The sequence below is a fragment of the Streptomyces araujoniae genome (genome assembly GCF_050871195.1).
GTDB lineage: Bacteria > Actinomycetota > Actinomycetes > Streptomycetales > Streptomycetaceae > Streptomyces > Streptomyces bacillaris.
Genome location: NZ_CP194070.1, coordinates 7,272,438 through 7,292,638, shown reverse-complemented (window position 1 = coordinate 7,292,638; position 20,201 = coordinate 7,272,438). Strand labels below are relative to the sequence as shown.

17 protein-coding genes and 1 pseudogene are annotated in these 20,201 nt (G+C 73.5%); 9 read left to right on the top strand and 9 right to left on the bottom strand.

Annotation, left to right across the window (positions count from 1 at the left end; genetic code table 11):
- Positions 1-181 precede the first annotated feature (181 nt).
- The 3 genes from ACQ9ZG_RS30830 to ACQ9ZG_RS30820 all read right to left on the bottom strand — a co-directional run bounded on the left by ACQ9ZG_RS30830 (position 182) and on the right by ACQ9ZG_RS30820 (position 4,905).
- On the bottom strand, positions 182-1,954 hold the full coding sequence (locus ACQ9ZG_RS30830; protein WP_499281448.1) for a discoidin domain-containing protein: 1,773 nt from the start codon (positions 1,952-1,954) through the stop codon (positions 182-184).
- Between the two features lie 153 nt (positions 1,955-2,107).
- Positions 2,108-3,220: a DUF1996 domain-containing protein gene (locus ACQ9ZG_RS30825; RefSeq protein WP_499281447.1), complete on the bottom strand. Its 1,113-nt coding sequence runs from the start codon at positions 3,218-3,220 to the stop codon at positions 2,108-2,110.
- Between the two features lie 518 nt (positions 3,221-3,738).
- The gene (locus tag ACQ9ZG_RS30820) at positions 3,739-4,905 is read right to left on the bottom strand and encodes a S1 family peptidase (protein WP_499281446.1); all 1,167 of its coding nucleotides are present in this window, start codon (positions 4,903-4,905) and stop codon (positions 3,739-3,741) included.
- Between the two features lie 287 nt (positions 4,906-5,192).
- Here ACQ9ZG_RS30820 and ACQ9ZG_RS30815 point away from each other — a divergent pair, with 287 nt between their 5' ends.
- The 8 genes and pseudogenes from ACQ9ZG_RS30815 (at position 5,193) to ACQ9ZG_RS30780 (ending at position 13,952) form a co-directional block, all read left to right on the top strand.
- Positions 5,193-6,224, top strand: a complete 1,032-nt coding sequence (locus ACQ9ZG_RS30815; RefSeq protein WP_181398332.1) for an SCO7460 family lipoprotein — start codon at positions 5,193-5,195, stop codon at positions 6,222-6,224.
- Positions 6,225-6,603: 379 nt separating this feature from the next.
- Positions 6,604-7,188, top strand: a complete 585-nt coding sequence (locus tag ACQ9ZG_RS30810) for a DUF5709 domain-containing protein (protein ID WP_109916765.1) — start codon at positions 6,604-6,606, stop codon at positions 7,186-7,188.
- A 108-nt stretch (positions 7,189-7,296) separates the two neighbouring features.
- On the top strand, positions 7,297-8,739 hold the full coding sequence (gene gnd / locus ACQ9ZG_RS30805; protein WP_109916766.1) for an NADP-dependent phosphogluconate dehydrogenase: 1,443 nt from the start codon (positions 7,297-7,299) through the stop codon (positions 8,737-8,739).
- A 170-nt stretch (positions 8,740-8,909) separates the two neighbouring features.
- Positions 8,910-9,983: a Dyp-type peroxidase gene (locus ACQ9ZG_RS30800; RefSeq protein WP_109916975.1), complete on the top strand. Its 1,074-nt coding sequence runs from the start codon at positions 8,910-8,912 to the stop codon at positions 9,981-9,983.
- Positions 9,983-10,780, top strand: a complete 798-nt coding sequence (locus ACQ9ZG_RS30795; protein WP_028419209.1) for a family 1 encapsulin nanocompartment shell protein — start codon at positions 9,983-9,985, stop codon at positions 10,778-10,780. The genes ACQ9ZG_RS30800 and ACQ9ZG_RS30795 overlap by 1 nt, the downstream gene beginning before the upstream one ends.
- 83 nt (positions 10,781-10,863) lie before the next feature.
- Complete coding sequence (locus tag ACQ9ZG_RS30790) at positions 10,864-12,228, top strand: type III PLP-dependent enzyme domain-containing protein (protein ID WP_181398355.1); 1,365 nt, start codon at positions 10,864-10,866, stop codon at positions 12,226-12,228.
- A 557-nt stretch (positions 12,229-12,785) separates the two neighbouring features.
- Positions 12,786-13,028 (top strand): annotated as a pseudogene (locus ACQ9ZG_RS30785) (NUDIX domain-containing protein); the annotation flags it as partial.
- Positions 13,029-13,196: 168 nt separating this feature from the next.
- Complete coding sequence (locus ACQ9ZG_RS30780) at positions 13,197-13,952, top strand: PIG-L family deacetylase (protein WP_028419207.1); 756 nt, start codon at positions 13,197-13,199, stop codon at positions 13,950-13,952.
- Positions 13,953-14,016: 64 nt separating this feature from the next.
- Here ACQ9ZG_RS30780 and ACQ9ZG_RS30775 read toward each other — a convergent pair whose 3' ends face one another.
- The gene (locus tag ACQ9ZG_RS30775; RefSeq protein WP_084990611.1) at positions 14,017-14,370 is read right to left on the bottom strand and encodes a GNAT family N-acetyltransferase; all 354 of its coding nucleotides are present in this window, start codon (positions 14,368-14,370) and stop codon (positions 14,017-14,019) included.
- A gap of 49 nt (positions 14,371-14,419) precedes the next feature.
- Positions 14,420-14,845 carry an aspartate 1-decarboxylase gene (gene panD / locus ACQ9ZG_RS30770; protein ID WP_018487362.1) on the bottom strand — a complete coding sequence of 142 codons (426 nt, stop codon included), beginning with the start codon at positions 14,843-14,845 and terminating at the stop codon, positions 14,420-14,422.
- A 214-nt stretch (positions 14,846-15,059) separates the two neighbouring features.
- Between panD and ACQ9ZG_RS30765 the strand changes: the two genes are divergently transcribed.
- Positions 15,060-15,332, top strand: coding sequence for a DUF3253 domain-containing protein (locus ACQ9ZG_RS30765; protein WP_028419205.1), 273 nt, complete (start codon positions 15,060-15,062; stop codon positions 15,330-15,332).
- 24 nt (positions 15,333-15,356) lie between these two features.
- Here ACQ9ZG_RS30765 and ACQ9ZG_RS30760 read toward each other — a convergent pair whose 3' ends face one another.
- Genes ACQ9ZG_RS30760 through ACQ9ZG_RS30745 form a run of 4 tightly spaced genes read right to left on the bottom strand, consistent with a single transcriptional unit; the run spans position 15,357 to position 20,200 of the window.
- Positions 15,357-16,487, bottom strand: a complete 1,131-nt coding sequence (locus ACQ9ZG_RS30760) for an XdhC family protein (protein ID WP_499281445.1) — start codon at positions 16,485-16,487, stop codon at positions 15,357-15,359.
- The gene (locus ACQ9ZG_RS30755; protein ID WP_109917326.1) at positions 16,480-18,639 is read right to left on the bottom strand and encodes a xanthine dehydrogenase family protein molybdopterin-binding subunit; all 2,160 of its coding nucleotides are present in this window, start codon (positions 18,637-18,639) and stop codon (positions 16,480-16,482) included. The genes ACQ9ZG_RS30760 and ACQ9ZG_RS30755 overlap by 8 nt, the downstream gene beginning before the upstream one ends.
- Entirely contained in the window at positions 18,636-19,628 is a 993-nt protein-coding gene (locus ACQ9ZG_RS30750) for an FAD binding domain-containing protein (RefSeq protein ID WP_415743988.1), read from the bottom strand. Before ACQ9ZG_RS30750 ends, ACQ9ZG_RS30755 begins: the two co-directional genes overlap by 4 nt.
- On the bottom strand, positions 19,625-20,200 hold the full coding sequence (locus tag ACQ9ZG_RS30745) for a (2Fe-2S)-binding protein (protein ID WP_099218132.1): 576 nt from the start codon (positions 20,198-20,200) through the stop codon (positions 19,625-19,627). The genes ACQ9ZG_RS30750 and ACQ9ZG_RS30745 overlap by 4 nt, the downstream gene beginning before the upstream one ends.
- Between the last annotated feature and the right edge of the window lies 1 nt (position 20,201).

Below are 20,201 nucleotides of genomic sequence, written 5' to 3'. Positions count from 1 at the left end.
CCGGGTGTCCCCCGCCGGGCCGGCCCATCGGCGGCGACGGGGGAACCGGGGTCACGGGACAGACGGAGAGCCCGCGGCGGCCACGGATGTCCGTGGCCGCCGCGGGCCGTCCCGCCGTACCGGCAGCGGGGTGGAACCGGTGCGGCAGGTCGTGCCGTCGCCGACCGGGGCGACGGCCGGGTCAGTTTCGGTAGACGCCGAACTCGTAGAGCGAGTTGCCCCACGGGGTGCCGCGCTCCGACGTGTTCACGCGGACGTAGCGGCCGCTCGCAGCGACCTGGATGTCGTCGATGCCGCCGTTGCCCGCCGTCTCGGTGTGGACGGTGGTCCAGTCCTGGCCGTTCTGCGAGGTCTGGACGGTGTAGCGCTTGGCATAGGCCGCCTCCCAGGCCAGCTGGACGTAGTCGAAGGAGGTGGTGGCACCCAGGTCGACCTGGATCCACTGCTGGTCGGACCAGTCACTGGCCCAGCGGGTGTCGAAGGAGCCGTCGACGGCGTTGGCGGCCGGGCAGGGGCAGCCGACGCTGTCCGGCTGGAAGGAGGAGGCCGTGGCAGGCCTGCCGAGGGCCAGGTTCGTCCCCTGGACCGGCGGCGGCACCACCTTGAAGGACTTCGTCTCGATGCCGACGTTGCCGCGTCCGTCGGTCGACTTCAGGTAGACCTTCCAGACGCCGAGCCGGTCGGGGGCGGTCACGTCGAAGGTGCCGTCGCCGCGGTCGGTGAAGGCCGCCTCGGTCAAGTGGCCGCTGTCGTCCACGTACTTGGAGCTGAACAGCACCTGGTGGCTGAGCGCGTCACCGTCCGGGTCGGTGACGGAGGCGCTGACCCGGAACGTCCGCCCGGCCGGCACGGCGGTGGCGTTGTCGACGCTCAACCCGCTGATGACAGGAGGGGTGTTGTCGCCGGAGGTGGAGGCGCCGAACGCCTCCTTCACCGCGTAGTACGAGAGCCGCTTCTGGCCCGCCGGCAGGAGGTTGAACCAGACACCCCCGAAGTCGTACTCGGTGCCGTAGTGGAAGAGCGTCGCCCCGAGCGAGACGCCCGAGTGCCCCTGGACGCAGTCCCAGGCACGCTGGTAGCCCGCGGCCTTCGCCACGTCGGTGGGCTCCTCCGGCACGCCGTTGACGTCGTCGGGCACCTCCCACTCCCCGGCGGGCCCGGCCTCGGTGACGATGTAGGGCTTGTCGTATCCGCCCTGCTCCCAGGTGGAGCGGATGTCGCAGACGGCGTCGTAGGAGTTGACGGCGTACAGGTCGAGATCGGGGGCGTTCTTCTTGTAGTACGGCCAGGCCCCGGTCCAGGCATCGGTGGAGGTGACCGGGTGGTTCGGGTCGACCGCCTGGATCCGCTGGGCGATCTCGTTGACGAACGTCGTGTACGCGTCGCGCTGCCGCTCCAGGGCCTCGCCGCTGTAACAGTTCTGCAGGCCGAGTACGGACTCGTTGCCGACGTTCCACATGAGGACGCCCTCATGGTCCTTGTACGTCTCCACCCAGCGGGGGAACTCCGCGAGCATGTCGTTCTTGTAGGCGGTGTCCGTCAGGTAGTCGACACAGCCGCCGCTGCCCGGGCCGCCGCCGGGCTGCAGCCAGAAGCCGGCGATCACCTTGATGCCGTGGGCCGCGGCGGTGTCGAGGAGAGGCCTGGTGGTGGCGTCGGTGCCCCACGTACGGATGGTGTTGACGCCCATCGACCTCACATCGGGCATGTACCGCTCGGCGTCCGCGACGGACGGGCCCCAGGTCAGGCCCTTCACGGTGTACGGCGAACCGTCCACGGTCAACTGCCAGTTGCCCTGGGATCCGGTCACCTGGACCACGCTGCCCGCCGCGTGGGCCGCGGGGGCGGGCAGGGCGGCCACGGCCCCGGCCAGGAGAGCCGCGGCGGCGACGCGTGCGGTGGCCCGGCGGCCTGGGCGGGCCACCGGGGAGCGTCGGAGGGGGGAGAGGTTCATGGGGGAAGGGCTCCTCGGGGGTGTGCGGGTGGGGAAGGTGGCGGGAGACAGCGGAGACAGCGGGAGAGCGCTCTCCCCTCAGGGCAGGGTTCACCCCGGGAGGAGAGCACTTCCCCGCCTGCCGGTCGGGCGATCAATCGACCGGCGGGCCGGTCAGGGCAGTTCGTAGTTCTCGTCCAGGACGGCGCCCCGGTCCGGGTTGGCCTCGTCGTAGCCGCGGGCGTTGCACTGGAGACCGCCGACGACACACTGGTCGACCATGGCCTTCAGCGTGGCGTCGTCCCAGGCGTTGAAGAAGTCGTAGTGGAAGGAGTGGCCGGCCCCGCTGGCCAGTCTCACCTGCGACATGTCCCCGTTGACCGGCCACGCCATCTTGAACTCGATCATCGGCAGGGCGACCGGGTGGCTCGTCGGGCAGACGTCCTGGTTGGCGCCCATCACGACGGGATAGGCCATGTGGGACTGGTGGTCGGGGGTGTCCAGATACTTGCCGTCCCAGCAACTGGGCGCCTGCATGCGCAGGTTGAGCTGGGTGTCCGGGCTGGTGGGGCAGGCCGCCGGGAACGCGTAGTTGTGGTAGCTCTCCCCGCACTCGTACCCCTCGACCATGCCGGGGTGGTTCCTGAACTGCTCGGGGGTCTGGGTCGGGCTGCCCACGACGAACCGCAGCCCCTTGGGGAAGGGCCGGACCGTGCGGTAGTCGGTGACTCCGGCCTTGTAGTAGATGGTCTGCGGTCCGGTCGGGCGGATCTCCCTGTCGCCGTTGTAGAGGGTCGGCATCCAGTACGCGGAGAGGTCGCCGCGCGCCAGGCACGCCGTCCCGCCCGCGCTCAGCGAGGCCGTGGTGCTGCTCGCGTTCGTGGTGTCGTTCCCCATGAACGTGTGGTCGTGCGAAGCGCCGGCCCGGCCCGGGTAGACGATCGGGTCGTCCGGGGCCGTGTGGGTGACCGAACAGTTCGCCTGGAACTCGTGGAAGTAGCGGTGCGGGGGGATCTCCTGGGAGGGTTCCACCCCGGTGACCGGCGGGTTCGCCGGGATGTACCCGTCACCGTCGGGGTCGTCCCCGAAGGCGACGGGCTTGGCGTCCGCCATCGTGTGCCCCTGCATGACGTGCGACGCCGCGGCGGGCGGCCCGGCCGCGGGGGCGGCGCCGGGCGCGGTGGCCCCGGCGTTCGTGATCGCGGTCAGCCCCAGGGCCACCAGGGCCAGGGCGGTCGCCACGATCAGGGCGGATACCAGGGTCGTGCTGCTGAATCTTGTCGCCATACGGACCTCCATGCCGCTCTGCGTCCATGCACATCGGGTGCACGGTGGGGGGAGAGTTGAGCCGGGCGGTGCAGCCGGGGAAGGCGCCGCTCCCTGGCGCCGGCGGGGCCGGGGCACGGCCGGAAACGGATCGGGAGAGCGCTCTCCAAGGCGGTGTCAGTGTTGCGCCGACGCTGAGAGGGTGTCAATAGCCGGTAACGAAGCGCCGGAACAAGGCGGTTGGGGCCGGGCGCCGCGACCCCTCGGCGGCGGGCAGCGCGGGCGGCACGTCGGAGCACGGAAGCGGCCGCGCGGGTGGTCGTACGGATGGCCGTACGGGTGGTCGTACGGAGGCAGACCCGCGCGCGGGCATATGAGACGCGCGGGATGCGGAACACGCGGCCCTACGGAACACACGAGCCCACGGAGCACGCGGGCATACGGAAGCGGCCCCGCCCATGGGCGGGGCCGCTCGGCACCTCTCGTACACCATCACCGTCGGGAGCCGGCCGCCCCGCCGGACGGCCGGCTCCCGCGGATCACGCGGTGTGGAGCCTCAGGCCGTACCGGTTGAGGATCTCGTTGACCGGCTGGTACCAGGTCTCACCGCCGCTGGAGCAGTTGCCCCAGCCGCCCGAGGTGACACCCTGGGCCTGGTCGCCGCTGATGAACGAGCCGCCGGAGTCGCCGCCCTGGGCGCAGACGCTCGTCTTGGTCATCTGGTGCACGGCGCCCTGGCTGTAGTTGACGGTCTCGTTCTTGGCGAGGACCCGGCCGCAGTGCCAGCGGGTGGTGGAGCCGGAGCGGCAGATCGAGGCGCCGATCGGGGCCTCGTTCGAGCCACGGACCAGCTGGTCCGGCACGGTGCCCCAGCCGAGGACGACGGGGACGGTCCACCAGCCGCTGCCGACGTTCACCCAGGCGTAGTCGTTGCCGGGGAAGGACGAGCCCTGGAAGTTGCCGATGTACGAGTTGTCCCAGCCGCGGACCTGCTGGCCGACGCCACCGCAGTGGCCGGCGGTGACGAAGCCGCCGTGGACCGAGAAGCCGATGGAGCAGCGGACGTTGCCGGTGTAGTACGGGTCGCCGCCGACGGTTCCGGCGGCGAAGGTCTGCGGGGCCTCGGCCGTCCGCTCCACCGTCACGGGCCCGGCCTTGCGGGCCTGGGCGACGAAGGAACGGACATCGTTGTCACCCTGTGCGGACGCGACGACGTTCACGACGACGCGGCTGGTCTCGGGGTCGACACGCCAGCTGGCCACGCCCTCGGGCGCGCTCAGTGCGTCGATGCGCTTCATGGTGGCGTCCAGCTGGGCGGCCGAGTGCTCGACGATCCGGGTCTGCGCGCCCGCGGCCCGCACGGCGGCGGCCTTGCCGGCGTCCGTGACCGCGACGGTCAGCTTGCCGGTCTTCGCGTCGAACCAGGATCCGCCGTAGGCGGCGCCCGCGGCGCGCTGGGCCTTGGGCTCCAGGGCCGTGGCCGCCTTCTCCTCCGCCAGCCGCGTGCGGGCCTGGCCCTCGGTCAGGCCGAGGTCGCGCTGCATGGCGGAGAGCAGGGCCGGGGAGGCGGGGAGTTCCGCGGCGGAGGGGGCCGAGGTGGCGGAGTCGACGGGGGCGGCGGAGGCGGTCGCCGGGCCGACGGCGGTCCAGGCACCGACGACCAGCAGCGCGGAGAGGGCGGTCCGCAGGGCGGTTGCGTGTCTCAAGGGAGTGACCCTTCCTGTTGTTCCAACGACGTGGGGGTGGAACGGGGTACATCCGGGAGCGCGCCGGGATCAAGCCATTGAGAGCGCTCTCAACTGGCGCCGTCCCGGACTGTAGCGGAGCCGTGTCATCAGGTCCATGCCAATGACAGAAACGGCCGGAGCAACTGGGCGGAGAGCCTGCGGTGCCACGTTTGAGTAGGCGTACTCATCCGGAGCGCCGGGCCCGGTCCTACTGTCACAGGAACACGGGACACGACGGTCGGCACGACTTTTCGGAGGAGCGGATCATGGCCGGAACACGCCGCAGGGGGTGGAGAGCCGCGGCGGCCTGCGTGCTGACGGGTTCGCTGATGGTACTGGCCGGCGCGTGCGGGGTGCTGGACACCGACGACGACCGCCGGGCGGCGGAGGAGTTGGCCGACAAGCACCTTCCCGGGCAGCTGAAGGCGATCGGGGCCCGCACGCTCTTCCCGGGCACCGGGGGCTCCGAGGTGACCTTCGCGGTGGCCGACGACCGGGACGCGGTCGTGCGGCTGCGCATCGACAAGTCCAAGGGCAGCTGCGACGGCAAGGCGTGCGCCGGGGTACTGACGGAGGCGGTGGCGCGGGCCCGGACGGACGCGGCGGAGTTCCGTACCCTGCGGGACGCGTTCGACAGCTGCGGTTACGAGGTGATCGCGCTCGGCACCTCCGGCGCATCGCCCCACGTGGTGGCCGAGCTGACCAACGACACGGTGGAGAAGGTGATCTCGGAGATCGGCGGCTGCGTCCAGCGGTGGGTCGCGGCGAGCGGGCCGGAGAGCCGGATGGGCGGGGCGAAGGCCTCGCACGTGAACGTGGTCTCCCCCGCCGTCGCCGCCGAGCGCAAGCGGGGCAAGGACTCCTGGCCCACCCTGATGCGGCTGACCCGGAGCGATCTGGTCGGCTCGCTCACCCGGCACACCCACCACTCGATCAGCTACGAGATCGAGGCCGGGCAGGTCGACACGGCGGGCCGCGCCCGGGTCGTGCGCCCGTTCGAGCAGCGCCAGGAGTTCGGCAGGACGGTCCAGAAGGCGGTGGCGGACGAGCTGCGCGCCACCTACCCGGACGTGGTCGTGAGCGACTACCAGTGGGTGTGGCGCCTGGAGCCCGGCCGGATGGACCGGCAGACCGGCTATCTCCTCTTCTGCCCCCGGCCCGACGAGCGGGGACGCTGCGTGAACAGCGACGACGCGGTCCTGGTGACGACGGACGAGCGCGGCAACCCGGTGGAGAAGCTCCGCATCGTCCACGACGTACGCGACGGCACGGGGGCGCTGCGGCTGCCGCCGTACTAGGCCGTGCGCGGTGATCGGTCGGTCGGGGTGGCGGGGGCCCGGGAGGGTGCGCGAGGTTCAGGGCTGGGGGGGCTGACCGGTCTCCTCGGCAGGGTGGCGGCCACCCACGTGCACGCCCCGACGTCCTGAGCGCCGACAGGGCCGGCAGCTGCCGCCGGATACGGGTCTTCCTGGGCGGCCACCGCATCGCGCACAGCACCCGGTGGTACGGCTTCCGGTCCCGGTACGGCAAGGGCCCCGCCCCTCCGCGCGCGCCCGGCGGTCCCCCGCGGCGCACCGCGCGGGACCGCCGGAATCCGATCTTCCCTTTGCGGCCGGAGCGGGACCGGAGTGGAATTGCGTACAGGGGACAGTGGTTCTCCCGAGGAAAGGACGCGCCATGAGCGACACCGACTGGGGGGACGACGTCTACCAGCCCCAGGAGCCGGAGGCCTCCGACCCCGAGGAACAGCTGGGCGCCGAGGACACCCTGCTGGATCCCTCCGGCACCGGCGACCCCCTCGACGAGGGCTACTCACCGCCGGACCGGCCCTGGGTGGTGGAGGGACTCGGCACCACCGCTCCCGAGACCGTCACGGGTGAGTCCCTCGACACCCGGCTGAGCAGGGAGGTTCCCGAGAAGCCGGGTTTCGCCGGCGACGGGGTGGGCGATCTGGCAGGCGGTGACGGCGAGCTGTGGAACGGCGAGGTCGGCGTCGCCCGTGCCGGGCGGCTGACCCAGCAGGCGGACGGCCGGGTACCGGCCACACTCACCGCCAGCGACGTCGGCATCGACGGGGCCGCGGCCTCGGCCGAGGAAGCCGCGATGCATGTGATCCCGGAGGACGGGGACGACGAGAGCCTGCTGGACGGCTCGCTGCCCGACGGCGTGTTCGTGGACGGCGCCTCGGCCCGCGAGGCCCGCGAGAACCGCGCGACCGGCCCCGAGGAAGCCTCCGGCGGCTCTCCCGCCCCGGACGCGTGAACGCCGCCGCGCTCCCTCCCGTACTCCCTGGCCCACCCCCTGAGTACCCCCTGCCCCCTCCCCGAGCTCTTCCCGACCGAACGCCCCCGGCCCCGCAGGAGCAGACAGATGAGCGGCACCGCCCAGATCGGCGTCACCGGACTCGCGGTGATGGGCCGCAACCTGGCCCGCAACTTCGCCCGCAACGGCTTCACCGTCGCCGTGCACAACCGCACCACCTCCCGCACCGACGCCCTGGTGAAGGAGTTCGGTGACGAGGGGAACTTCGTCGCCGCGCACACCCCCGAGGAGTTCGTCGCCGCGCTGGAGCGCCCCCGGCGCCTGGTGATCATGGTGAAGGCGGGGGATCCCACGGACGCCGTGATCCAGGAGTTCGCGCCCCTGCTGGAGGACGGCGACGTCATCATCGACGGCGGCAACGCCCACTTCGAGGACACCCGCCGCCGGGAGCAGGAGCTGCGCGAGCGCGGTATCCACTTCGTCGGCGCGGGCATCTCCGGCGGCGAGGAGGGCGCGCTGCACGGCCCGAGCATCATGCCGGGCGGCTCCGCCGCGTCGTACGCCTCCCTGGGCCCGATGCTGGAGCGGATCGCCGCCCGGGCGAAGGACGGCACTCCGTGCACCGCGCACATCGGTCCCGACGGGGCCGGCCACTTCGTGAAGATGGTCCACAACGGCATCGAGTACGCGGACATGCAGCTCATCGCGGAGGCGTACGACCTGCTGCGCAGGGTGGCGGGGTACTCGCCCGCGCGGATCGCGGAGACCTTCCGGAGCTGGAACACCGGGCGGCTGGACTCGTATCTGATCGAGATCACCGCCGAGGTCCTCGCCCACACGGACGCGGCCACCGGAAAGCCGTTCGTCGACATCGTGCAGGACCGGGCGGAGCAGAAGGGCACCGGGCGCTGGACCGTGCAGATCGCGCTCGACCTGGGCGTTCCCGTCTCCGGGATCGCGGAGGCGGTCTTCGCGCGCTCCCTCTCCGGCCACGCCGACCTGCGCTCGGCCTCCCGGGAGCTGCCGGGGCCGGTGGCAGAGCCTCTGGAGGGTGCGGAGGCGTCGGCGTTCGCGGACCGGGTCGAGCAGGCGCTGTACGCGTCGAAGGTCGTCTCGTACACCCAGGGCTTCCACCAGATCCGGGCCGGGAGCGAGGTGTACGACTGGGGCATCGACCTCGGTTCCGTCGCGGCGATCTGGCGGGCGGGCTGCATCATCCGGGCGGCGTTCCTGGACCGCATCCGGGCCGCCTACGATTCCCGGCCCGGGCTGGTGAGCCTGCTCTCCGACGAGGAGTTCGGGCGGGAGGTCGGGGCGGCGCAGGACGACTGGCGCGCGGTGGTGGCGGAGGCGGTGCGCCAGGGGGTGCCGACGCCCGGATTCGCCGCCGCGCTGGCGTACTACGACGGTCTGCGCGCGGACCGGCTGCCCGCGGCGCTCACGCAGGGGCAGCGGGACTTCTTCGGGGCGCACACCTACCGGCGTACGGACCGCGAGGGCTCGTTCCACACGCTGTGGGCCGGCGACCGGTCGGAGGCCGAGGCGGGCTGACGGGTACGGGGGCGACCCGGGCGGGGGTCCGTACCCCCGCCCGGTCCACCCCGCGTGCGGGCACCCGCGGGGCGTGGCTGAGTGGAGTGCGGGCCCGTTACCGCGGCCCGCCCGGCTCCCCGCGGCCCGCCCCCTGCGGCCCGCCCGCCCCGATGTCTGGAGTTGCGCGCATGCCCGATCCCGTGCCCGACCCCGTCTCCGTCCAGCCCGTCGTGGCCCCGCTCACCAATGCGGCGCTCTTCCTGGTCGGCACGGTCGAGCCGGGTGGCGAAGAGGCGGTACGGGAGGTGCTGCCGGACCTGGCGGCCGTCGCGCGCTCCCTGGGGTTCCGCTACCCGGACGCCGGTCTGGCCTGTGTGACGGGGTTCGGCTCCGCCGTCTGGGACCGGCTGTTCGACGGGCCGCGCCCCGCCCGTCTCCACCCGTTCCCGGAGCTGCGCGGCCGCCTCCACCACGCCCCGGCGACCCCGGGCGACGTGCTGCTGCACATCCGGGCCGAGCGGATGGACGTCTGCTTCGCCTGGGCGGCGCAGCTGCTCGACAAGCTCGGCGGGGCGCTGCGGATCGTGGACGAGACGCACGGCTTCCGCTATCTCGACCACCGGGATCTCCTCGGCTTCGTGGACGGTACGGAGAACCCGGTGGGCGACGACGCCCGGGCGGCCGCGCTCGTCGGGGCGGACGACGATCCGGAGTTCGAGGGCGGCAGCTATGTCGTCGTACAGAAGTACCTGCACGACCTGACCGCGTGGAACGCGCTCTCCGTCGAGGAGCAGGAACGCGTCATCGGCCGCACGAAGTTCGACGACGTGGAGTTCCCCGACGACGAGAAGCCCGCCGACTCGCATCTGGCGCTCAACACGATCACCGACCCGGACGGCACCGAACGCGACATCCTGCGGGCGAACATGCCGTTCGGGAACTTCGGCCAGGGCGAGTTCGGCACGTACTTCATCGGATACGCGGCCGACCCCGACGTCACCGAACGGATGCTCCGCAACATGTTCCTCGGCGACCCGCCCGGCACGCACGACCGCATCCTCGACTTCTCCACGGCGGTCACCGGGGGCCTCTTCTTCGCGCCCCGCGCCGACTTCCTCGACGACCCGCCGCCCCCGCCCTCCCTGGTCCGCCCGGACGACCGGCCGGAACCGGTGTCCGCACCGGTCCGGCGGGAGCCCGTGCCGGCCGGGTCGGACCACGGTTCGCTGCGCATCGGCAGCCTGCAAGAAAGCGCCCAGTGATGAACAATCTGCACCGCGAACTCGCACCGGTCACCCCCGCCGCCTGGGCCGAGATCGAGGAGGAGGCCCGCCGGACCTTCCGCCGCCATGTGGCGGGCCGCCGCGTCGTCGACGTCTCCGATCCGGACGGGCCGACGCTGGCCGCGGTGGGGGACGGTCATCTGCGCGACATCGACCCGCCGGCCCCGGACGTGCTGGCCCGGGCGCGTACGTCGATGCCGGTCATCGAGTGGCGGGTGCCGTTCACGGTGAGCCGGCAGGCCGTGGACGACGTGGAGCGCGGCTCGGCCGACAGCGACTGGCAGCCCGTCAAGGACGCGGCGCGCACCTGTGCGTTCGCGGAGGACATGGCGATCATCGACGGCTATCCGGCGGCCGGGATCACCGGTCTGCGGGACGGCTCCTCGCACGACCCGCTGCCGCTGCCCGCCGACGCGCGGGACTATCCGGCGGCGGTCAGCCAGGCGGTGACGCGGCTGCGGCTGGCCGGTGTCGACGGACCGTACCGGCTGCTGCTCGGCGCGGACGCGTTCACCGAGGCCGCCGAGACGTCCGACCACGGGTATCCGGTCAAGACGCATCTGAGCCGCATCGTGGACGACGAGATCCTGTGGGCGCCCGCGGTCAAGGGCGGGGTGCTGCTCTCCACCCGGGGCGGGGACTTCGAACTCTGCCTGGGCCAGGATCTGTCGATCGGGTACGCGGACCACGACGCCACCGACGTCCACCTCTACTTCCAGCAGGCGTTCACGTTCCGGATGCTGACGGCGGAGGCGGTGGTCGGGCTCCTCGCGTGAGGGGCCCGCTCTCACCACCCGGGGGCGGCCCGCTCGTATCCTCGGCCGTGGACCTGTACCGCCGCAGACCCGTGGGGGCAGCCATCACCGAATCCGCCCGTACGACACCGCCGGCCTCGCTCACCCCTGGCCGCCCCGCCGTCCGCTTCGACGCGGCCGTCCGGGCGGCCGTACGCCAGGGGCTGCTGGGCGAGTCCCGCCCGGTGGCCGGTTTCGTGGACACCGACGGGGTGCGGTCGTCCGTCGCGGCGCTGCGGGAGGCGTTCGCGCACAGCCCCGGTGTGCTGCACACCTTTGCCGCCAAGGCCTGCTCCCTGATCCCGGTCCTGCGACTGCTGGCCGACTGCGGGATGGGGTGCGAGGTGGCGAGCCCGGGTGAGCTGCGGCTCGCCGTGGAGGCCGGATTCGCGCCCGGGACGATCGTGCTGGACTCCCCCGCCAAGACCCGCGAGGAGATCCGTCTGGCCCTCGCCCTCGGGGTGGCCGTCAACGCCGACAGCCTGGACGAACTCCAGCGCATCGACGCGCTGCGCAACCGGGACTCCGCCGCCGTCCTCGGTCTCCGGGTCAACCCGCAGGTGGGGGGCGGCTCGATCGGGGCGATGTCCACGGCGACGGAGACCTCGAAGTTCGGGGTGGCACTCGGCGATCCGGGCGCCCGCGAGGCGGTGGTACGGGCCTTCGAGGCGCGCCCGTGGCTGACCCGGCTGCACGCCCATGTCGGCTCCCAGGGCTGCCCGTTGGAGCTGATCGCGGCGGGCGTGGCACGGACGTACGAGCTGGCCGAGGAGATCAACGAACGCCTCGGCACCCGGCGGATCACCAGCCTGGACATCGGCGGCGGGCTGCCCGTCAACTTCACGGACGACACCACGCACCCGACGTACGCGGCGTACGTGGACGCGCTGACGGCGGCGGCCCCGGGCCTGTTCTCCGGCCGGTACGCGCTGGTCACCGAGTTCGGCCGGTCGCTGCTGGCGAAGAACGGCTTCATCGGGGCGCGGGTGGAGTACACGAAGGACGCGGGCGGCCGCCGGATCGCGCTCACCCACGCGGGGGCGCAGACCGCCACCCGTACGGTCCTCATGCCCGGCGCCTGGCCGCTGCGGATCGGGGCGTTCGCGGCCGACGGCACCCCGAAGGACGGCCCGCGGCTGGCTCAGGACGTCGCGGGCCCGTGCTGCTTCGCGGGCGATGTGGTGGCGCACGGCCGGGAGCTGCCGGAGCTGGCCGAAGGCGACTTCGTCGTGCTCCACGACACGGGCGCGTACTACTTCTCCACCCCGTGGGCGTACAACAGCCTTCCGCGCCCGGCGGTCTACGGCTTCCGCGCGTCGGCGCCGGAGGGCGAGGTGGTGTTCGCGACGGTGCGGGAGGCGCAGACGATGGACGCGATCGCCGCCGAGGCCGGCCTGGCGTACGCGGACGCGCTGACGGTGCTGGGCTGAGCGGGGTCCTCCCGCGTACGGGGACCCCGCTCCGCCTGCCCCGGCTCCGCTACGACCCGGCGGGCTCAGGCTGCGGCTCCGGGTCCGGCACGGGGTCGGGTCCGGGTGCCGGGGGCTGCGGGATCGGGTCCGGTGCCGGGCCGGGCGGCACCGGGGCGGGGCCCGGCGGCACGGGCGGCGGGCTCGGTACGGGGGTGGGCGGACCCGGCACGGGCGGAGGCGTCGGCGAGGGCGGGACGGGGTCGGGGTACGGGTGGGTCATTTCGATCCTCCACAACGACGTGAAACGGACAGATGGAGCTTTCCTCCACCGTCTCCCGGTGCGGCTGCCCGCGCCTGCCGAGTCCACACGTACGGGCCGGGGCCGTCCCGCCCTTCACCCGCCGGGCTGGTCCCCTGCCGAACCCCCCGCCCCGCTGCCCGCCCGGCGCTACGGTCGCCCCGTGACCGACCAGCCGCCTCGCCCGCCCGAGGCCCCCGTACCCGTCCCCGGCTCCCCGGCCGCCGAGCCGGTCAACGCCTCGGCGCTCGTCCGCAACGACGCCGGGCAGTACCTGATGCACCTGCGCGACCATCTTCCGGGCCTCATCTGGGAGCCGGGCGCCTGGTCGCTCCTGGGCGGCGGCCGGGAACCGGAGGACCGGTCACTGGAGGAGACGGTCCGGCGGGAGCTGCTGGAGGAGGCGGGCCTCGACCTGCCCGTACTGGAGCCGTACGCGGTCGAGATCGCGACGGGCACGGACAGTGCGCCGGTCCCGGTGGCCGTCTACTCCGGCCGGTGGAACGGGGACCCCGAGCAGCTCACGCTGACGGAGGGGGTGATGCTGCGCTGGTTCGCCCCGGAGGTCCTCCACCGCCTCCGGCTGAGCCGCTCGACCCTCGACCTGGTCCTGCGCCACGCGGCCGAGGCACGGGGTGCCTCTTCCTCGACGGGTGAGGCGGCAGCCCCGCCCCCTCCCCTGCCGAGCGTGCTGGCCGTGCACGCGCACCCGGACGACGAGTCCCTCTTCTCGGGCGGCGTACTCGCGCGGCACGCGGCGGCCGGTGCGCGGACGGCGGTGGTCACGGCGACCTGGGCGGAAGGGACCCACCGGGCGGAGGAGCTGGCGCGGGCGCTGGAGATCCTCGGTGCGGGACCGCCCCGGCTGCTCGGCTACGCGGATGCCAAGGTTCCGGAGTCTGCGCCCGGCCGCCCCCGGTTCCTGGACGCCCCGCTGGACGAGGCCGTGGGCGCCGTGGTGGCCCACATCCGCGCCGTCCGGCCCCAGGTGGTGATCGCCCCGGACCCGTACGGGGGCATGACCGGCCACCCCGACCACGTACACGCCCACCGGGTCACCGCCCTGGCCGTCCGGGCCTCGGGGCTGGCCCGGCTCCACCCCGAGGCGGGCGCCCCCTGGCAGCCGAGCGCCCTCTACCTGGCCACACATCCGCGCTCGGCCGCCGAGGTGGTGGGCGCACGGTTGGGCCGACGGGGGCTGCCCGTCGACGCGTTCCTCGTCTCCGACGACGCATGGATCACCACGACGGTCGACGTCACCCCCTGGCTGCCCCGGAAGCTGGCGGCGATCCTGGCCCACCGCAGCGAGGTGGTACGGGGCGCCGCACCCGGCCGGATCGCCGCCCTGTCGCCGGACGACCGGCATCTGGCGCTGAGCACCGAGTGGTACATCCGCCGGGACCTGGCCCTCCGGAGCGCGACGGACACCGCGCTGAGGGCCTGAGGCGGGCGGGGTGCGGGAGCGCGAGGCCGTGGGGGCGCGGGTGGGCGTCCGCGCCCCGCACGCCTCAGAACAGCTCGGGGTGGTCCTTGAGCTGCCGTTCCGCTTCCCGTACGAGCTCCTGCGGAGCCGCGGGCGCCTCGTCGGGGTGGCGCTGCGCCCACGCGGCCGCGTACGGGCACAGCGGCACGACGGGCACCCCCGCCTCGGCGGCGAGGGCGTAGAACTTCCGGACGAGCGCCCCGGCGATGCCCTTGCCCTCGTGCTCGGGCCGGACGACGGTGTGCACGGCCACGAGCGCGCCCGGGGCGGGCTCCAGGACGAAGTACGCGATCGTCCCGGCGGCCTTCCCGTCCTCGTACGCCGTGAGCGTGCCGCGTTCCCGGTCGTCCCTGATCTCCACTGCCGCGTTCTCCGCCATGGGCCTCTGCTCTCTCTTCGCTCGTGGCGCCCTGTACGAGCCGGCCGGCTCAGCCGCGCGCGGCGACCGCCTGCGGGCTCCGTTCCGTACGGCTCCCGGGGACCGGCTCCGACGCGTCGCTGCCGAGCGCCACGATCCGGTTGTCCGCGTCGACGTGGACGACCTTCGGGGTGAGCGCACGGGCCTCCGCGTCCTCGACCTGGGCGTAACTGATCAGGATGACCAGGTCGCCGGGGTGCACGAGATGCGCGGCAGCGCCGTTGATCCCGATGACACCGGAGCCGCGCTCGCCCTCGATGACGTACGTCTCCAGGCGGGCGCCGTTGTCGATGTCCACGATATGGACCAGTTCGCCGGGCAGCAGGTCGGCGGCGTCCATCAGGTCGGCGTCGATGGTCACGGAGCCGACGTAGTGCAGGTCGGCCTGGGTGACGGTGGCGCGGTGGATCTTGGACTTGAACATGGTGCGCAGCATCGAGAAACTCCCGGAAATAGGCTCCCTGCCTGCGTTCTTGCAGGTCAAGGGCTGTCCCCACACCCTACAACGCGTCGCCTGTCCGGGCAGCGGCCCCGGCTCCTTCGAGACCCCTTCGTGAGGACGGTGAACCGGGGACACGCACAGCCGGTCACCGCGGAGAAGTCGCCGCGGAGAAGAGGAGGAGCGGTCGGGCGGGTGCGACACTGGCGGCATGGACGCCAGCGGTGACCAGCAGGTTCTCCGGCTGGAGCGGGCCATCCTGGAGTTGCTGGACGGGCGTGCGCCCACCGCGACGATCTGCCCCTCCGACGCCGCGCGAGCGGTCTACGACGGGGACGACGACGGGTGGCGCGCGCTCATGGAGCCCGCCCGCCGGGCGGCACGTCGGCTGACGGAGGCCGGGGCGGTGGAGATCACCCAGGGCGGGCGCCGGGTCGAGCCGGACGAGGCACGTGGCCCGGTCCGCGTGCGCCGGGTGCGCTGAGGCACCGCACCGGCCGACGCCCTCTCAGGCCGCCGTCCGGTCCAGGTCCCGGTGGATGGGGTCCGCCCGTCCGGTCAGCGGGAGGCCCGTCCCGCCCTGCCGGACCGCGACGATCTCGGCGGCGATGGAGAGTGCGGTCTCCTCCGGTGTACGGGCCCCGAGGTCCAGGCCGATGGGGGACCGCAGCCGCGCCAGTTCGTGTTCGGCCAGCCCTGCTTCACGCAGCCGCCGCAACCGGTCGTCGTGGGTCCGGCGTGAGCCCATCGCGCCGACGAAGGCGACCGGCCTGCGCAGCGCCTCCGTGAGCAGCGGCACGTCGAACCGGGCCTCGTGGGTGAGGACGCACACCACCGTGCGCCCGTCGGTGCGGGTGCCGCGCAGATAGCGGTGCGGCCAGTCGACGACGACCTCGTCCGCCTCCGGGAAGCGGGCCTCCGTGGCGAAGACGGGCCGGGCGTCGCAGACGGTGACGTGGTGGCCCAGGAACTTGCCGGCCTTCACCAGGGCCGCGGCGAAGTCCACGGCCCCGAAGACGATCATGCGGGGCGGGGGCGCACTGCATTCGACGAGCAAGGTGAGTCCGCCGGGGCAGCGGGAGCCGTGCGCGGAGAGGGTGACGATGCCGGTCCGGCCGGCATGCAGAAGCGCCCGCGCCTCGGCGGCCGCCGTGCTGTCCAGCCCGGCGTCGCGGCCGAGCCCGCCCTCGGAACCGCCGTCGGGGCGGATCAGCAGAGCGTTCCCGAGCAGCTCGGCCGGACCGTCCACCACCCGGGCGAGGGCCGCGGCCTCGCCGGAGGCGGCGGCGGCCAGCGCGGACCGCAGCACGTCGCGGACCGGTGATCCGGCCCGGACCGGTGTGACCAGGATGTCGATGACGCCGCCGCAGGTCAGGCCGACCGCGAAGGCGTCGTCGTCGCTGTAGCCGAAGCGTTCGCGCACGGTGCGGCCGTCCTGGAGGGCCTGCGCGCACAGCTCGTAGACGGCGCCCTCCACACATCCACCGGAGACCGAGCCGATCGCGGCGCCGCCGCTGTCGACGGCCAGGGCCGCGCCGGGCCCGCGCGGGGCGCTGCCGTCCACGGACACCACGGTGGCGACGGCGAACTCCCGGCCCTCGGCCGTCCATTGGCGCAGCGCGTCGGCGATGTCAAGCATCGGCCGCCCCGCCGTCCGGTGCGGCCGGTGCGGCCGGTGCGGTAAGGATCCGGTCGGGACGGATCGGCAGGTTCCGGTGACGTACGCCGGTGGCGTGCCAGACGGCGTTGGCGACGGCGGCGGCCGCGCCCACGATGCCGATCTCCCCGACGCCCTTGATGCCGACGGGATCGTCGGGGTCGTGGTCGTCCACCCAGTCCGCCTCAATGTCCGGGACGTCCGCGTGCGTGGCCACGTGGTAGCCGGCGAGGTCGGGAGAGTAGTGGCGGCCGGTGTTCCGGTCGCGGACCGCCTCCTCGTGCAGGGCCATGGAGATGCCCCAGATCATCCCGCCGACGAGCTGGTTGCGGGCGGTGAGGGGGTTGACGATGCGGCCCGCCGCGAAGATGCCCAGCATGCGGCGGACCCGGACTTCGCCCGTGGCGGTGTCCACGGCGACCTCCGCGAACTGGGCGCCGAAGGAGTGCCGTTCCTTCTGTGCCAGGGCGCCGAGGGCCGCGGTGGAGTCGGAGCGCACGGTGATCCCCTCCGGCGGGATGTCCGAGGCGCCCGCGAGCCGTTCCAGGAGTTCGGACGCGGCCTCGGTGATCGCCCAGGCCCAGGAGCGGGTGCCCATCGAGCCGCCGGCGATCATCGCGGGGCCGAAGTCGCTGTCGCCGATCCTGACCCGGACCCGCTCGGGCGTGGTCTCCAGGGCGTCGGCGGCGATCAGGGTGAGCGCGGTGCGGGCTCCGGTGCCGATGTCGGCGGCGGCGATCCGTACGGTGTAGGAACCGTCGGCCTCGGCCGTGACGAGGGCCGTCGAGGGCATGGCTCCGGCGCCGAAGGACGCGGAGGCCATGCCCGTGCCGAGCAGCCAGCGGCCGTCGCGGCGGAGCCCGGGGCGCGGGTCCCGGTCGGCCCAGCCGAACCTGCGGGCGCCCTCCCGGAGACAGGCGGCCAGGTTGTTGGTGCTGAAGGGGAGGCCGGAGACGGGACCGGCCTCGGGCTCGTTGCGCAGGCGCAGTTCGACCGGGTCGACTCCGGCGCGTTCGGCCAGTTCGTCGAGGGCCGCCTCGATGGCGAACGACCCCGGCGCCTCCCCCGGCGCCCGCATCCATGTGGGGGACGGCACGTCGAGGCGTACGACGTGGTTGGCCGTGTGGTGGGCGTCGGCGTCGTACAGCACCCGGGCGACGCCCGCGCTCGGCTCCACGAACTCGTACACCGTCGAGGTCTGGTTGAGCGAGCGGTGCTCCAGGGCACGGAGCCTGCCGTCCGGGTCCGCTCCGAGCCTGACCCGCTGGGCGGTGGGGCTGCGGTACCCGGCGAGCGAGAAGGTCTGACGCCTGGTCATGACCACGCGCACCGGCCGCTGGAGGGCGGTGGCCGCCATGACGGCGGACACCTGGTGGGCGCGGAGCCCCTTGCTGCCGAAGCCGCCGCCGATGTGTTCCGAGCGGACCCGCACCGAGGACGCGTCGAGCGAGAACAGGGCGGCCAGCTCGGACCGGACCCAGCCCGCGCCCTGGTTGGAGTCGACGACCTCCAGCCTTCCGCCGTCCCATACGGCGGTCGCCGCGTGCGGCTCCATCATGCTGTGCTGTTCCTCGGGGGTGGTGTACTCCTCGTCCAGCACGACGGCGGAGGCGGCGAGTTCGGCCTCCAGGTCACCCTTCCCGGTCTCCGCCGGCATGTGGCCCGCGGCCGCGTAGGCCGCCGGGTCGTCCGTGGTCAGCACGGTGGTGTGCGGCTCCTGTTCGTAGGTGACCACCAGGGACTCGGCCGCCTCCCTGGCCTGCTCGGGGGTCTCGGCGACGACCAGGGCGACCGGCCAGCCGGCGAACGGCACCCTGTCGCCCTGGAAGACGGCCGCGGCGGGGTCCGGCGGCGTGCCCAGCATCCCGATGTAATCGGTGTGCAGGCGCGGGGCGTTGCCGTGGTGGAGCACCGTGAGGACGCCCGGCAGCGCGAGGACGGGGGCGGTGTCGATCGAGGCGACGCGTCCCCGGGTGACGGTGGAGAGCACCAGCCAGCCGTGAGCGAGGCCGGCGAAGGGGATCTCGCCCGCGTAGCGCGCGGCTCCGGTGACCTTCTCCCGGCCCTCGACCCGCGTGCGGGCGGTGCCGACGGCCGCGTGCAGTGCCCGGGGGCCGGGCGTGGTGGTGGTCATCGGGCGCCGCCTTCCGCCAGTTCGGTGAGGACGGAGACGATGAGATCGCGCATGAGGGGCACCTTGTATCCGTTGTCGGGCAGCGGCCGGGCGGCGGCGAGTTCGGCGTCGGCGGCGGCCGCGAAGGTGGCGCCGACGGCCGGCGCGCCGGTCAGGACGGCTTCGGCCGCGCGGGCGCGCCAGGGGTGCGAGGCGACGGCGCCGAGGGCGAGCCGGGCTTCTCGTACGTGCCCGTCCCCGATGTCCAGCGCGGCGGCCACGGAGCCGATCGCGAAGGCGTACGAGGCGCGCTCGCGCACCTTGCGGTAGCGGGAGCCGGCGGCGCCCGGCGCGGCGGGCAGCGTGACATGGGTGATCAACGCGCCTGGAGGCAGGGCGGTTTCGCGGTGCGGGGTGTCGCCCACGGGGAGGTAGAGATCGGTGAGGGGCATCTCGCCGGGCCCGTCGAGGGTCTCGTAGGCGACCCGGGCGTCGAACGCCGTGAGGGCCACTCCCATATCGGAGGGGTGCACGGCCACGCACCGGCCGGAGGCGCCGAGGATCGCGTGATTGTGGTGCTCGCCGTCGATGGCCGGGCAGCCGCTGCCGGGGACGCGCCTGTTGCAGGGGGCGCTGACGTCGGTGAAGTAGCCGCAGCGGGTGCGCTGGAGCAGATTGCCGCCGACGGTGGCCATGTTCCGCAGTTGCCCGGACGCCCCGGCGAGGACCGCCTGGGACAGCGCGGGAAAGCGCCGTCGGACCTCGGGGTGGGCGGCGAGGTCGCTGTTGGTGACGGTCGCCCCGATGCGCAGGCCGCCGTCCGCCGTGGGCTCGATCCGGTCCAGGGGCAGTTCGCGCACGTCGACGAGCAGGGCGGGCCGTTCGACGCCGGATTTCATCAGGTCGACCAGATTGGTGCCGCCGCCGAGGAACCGCGCGTCCGGCCGGCCCGCGAGCAGGCCCACCGCACCGGTGACGTCGGGGGCTCGCCTGTAGTCGAACTCCTTCATGCGGCGGCCTCCTCGGCTGTTGCCGTACGCGCCTCGCCACGGGCCTCGGCACCACGGGAGACGGCTTGGACGATCGAGACGTACGCGCCGCAGCGGCACAGGTTTCCGCTCATCCGCTCGCGGATCTCGTCGGGCGTCAGGGGCGGCGGCTCCGGCGCGCCGACGTCTTCGGTGACGGCGCTCGGCCAGCCGGCCGCGTGCTCCTCGATGACGGCGATGGCGGAGCAGATCTGACCGGGCGTGCAGTAGCCGCACTGGTAGCCGTCGAGGTCCAGGAAGGCCTGCTGGACGGGGTGCAGGTCCTCCCCTTCGGCGACGCCCTCGATGGTGGTGATCTCGCGGCCCTCGGCCGCCACCGCGAGGTTGAGGCAGGAGACCACGCGGCGGTGGTCGACCAGGACCGTGCAGGCGCCGCACTGTCCCTGGTCGCAGCCCTTCTTGGTACCGGTGAGGTCGAGGCGCTCGCGCAGGGCGTCGAGCAGGGTGGTGCGGTGGTCGACGGACAGGTGGTGCTTCTCGCCGTTGATGTTCAGGGTGATCGAGCTGCTGGTCGACGAGGATGCTGGGGCCATG

Coding starts and splice junctions, on each gene's coding strand:
- ACQ9ZG_RS30765 (WP_028419205.1), top strand. CDS start 15,060: ATGGACGCCAGCGGTGACCAGCAGGTTCTCCGGCTGGAGCGGGCCATC.
- ACQ9ZG_RS30760 (WP_499281445.1), bottom strand. CDS start 16,487: ATGCTTGACATCGCCGACGCGCTGCGCCAATGGACGGCCGAGGGCCGG.
- ACQ9ZG_RS30750 (WP_415743988.1), bottom strand. CDS start 19,628: ATGAAGGAGTTCGACTACAGGCGAGCCCCCGACGTCACCGGTGCGGTG.
- ACQ9ZG_RS30830 (WP_499281448.1), bottom strand. CDS start 1,954: ATGAACCTCTCCCCCCTCCGACGCTCCCCGGTGGCCCGCCCAGGCCGC.
- ACQ9ZG_RS30755 (WP_109917326.1), bottom strand. CDS start 18,639: ATGACCACCACCACGCCCGGCCCCCGGGCACTGCACGCGGCCGTCGGC.
- ACQ9ZG_RS30775 (WP_084990611.1), bottom strand. CDS start 14,370: ATGGCGGAGAACGCGGCAGTGGAGATCAGGGACGACCGGGAACGCGGC.
- ACQ9ZG_RS30795 (WP_028419209.1), top strand. CDS start 9,983: ATGAACAATCTGCACCGCGAACTCGCACCGGTCACCCCCGCCGCCTGG.
- ACQ9ZG_RS30810 (WP_109916765.1), top strand. CDS start 6,604: ATGAGCGACACCGACTGGGGGGACGACGTCTACCAGCCCCAGGAGCCG.
- ACQ9ZG_RS30800 (WP_109916975.1), top strand. CDS start 8,910: ATGCCCGATCCCGTGCCCGACCCCGTCTCCGTCCAGCCCGTCGTGGCC.
- gnd (WP_109916766.1), top strand. CDS start 7,297: ATGAGCGGCACCGCCCAGATCGGCGTCACCGGACTCGCGGTGATGGGC.
- ACQ9ZG_RS30825 (WP_499281447.1), bottom strand. CDS start 3,220: ATGGCGACAAGATTCAGCAGCACGACCCTGGTATCCGCCCTGATCGTG.
- ACQ9ZG_RS30745 (WP_099218132.1), bottom strand. CDS start 20,200: ATGGCCCCAGCATCCTCGTCGACCAGCAGCTCGATCACCCTGAACATC.
- panD (WP_018487362.1), bottom strand. CDS start 14,845: ATGCTGCGCACCATGTTCAAGTCCAAGATCCACCGCGCCACCGTCACC.
- ACQ9ZG_RS30815 (WP_181398332.1), top strand. CDS start 5,193: ATGGCCGGAACACGCCGCAGGGGGTGGAGAGCCGCGGCGGCCTGCGTG.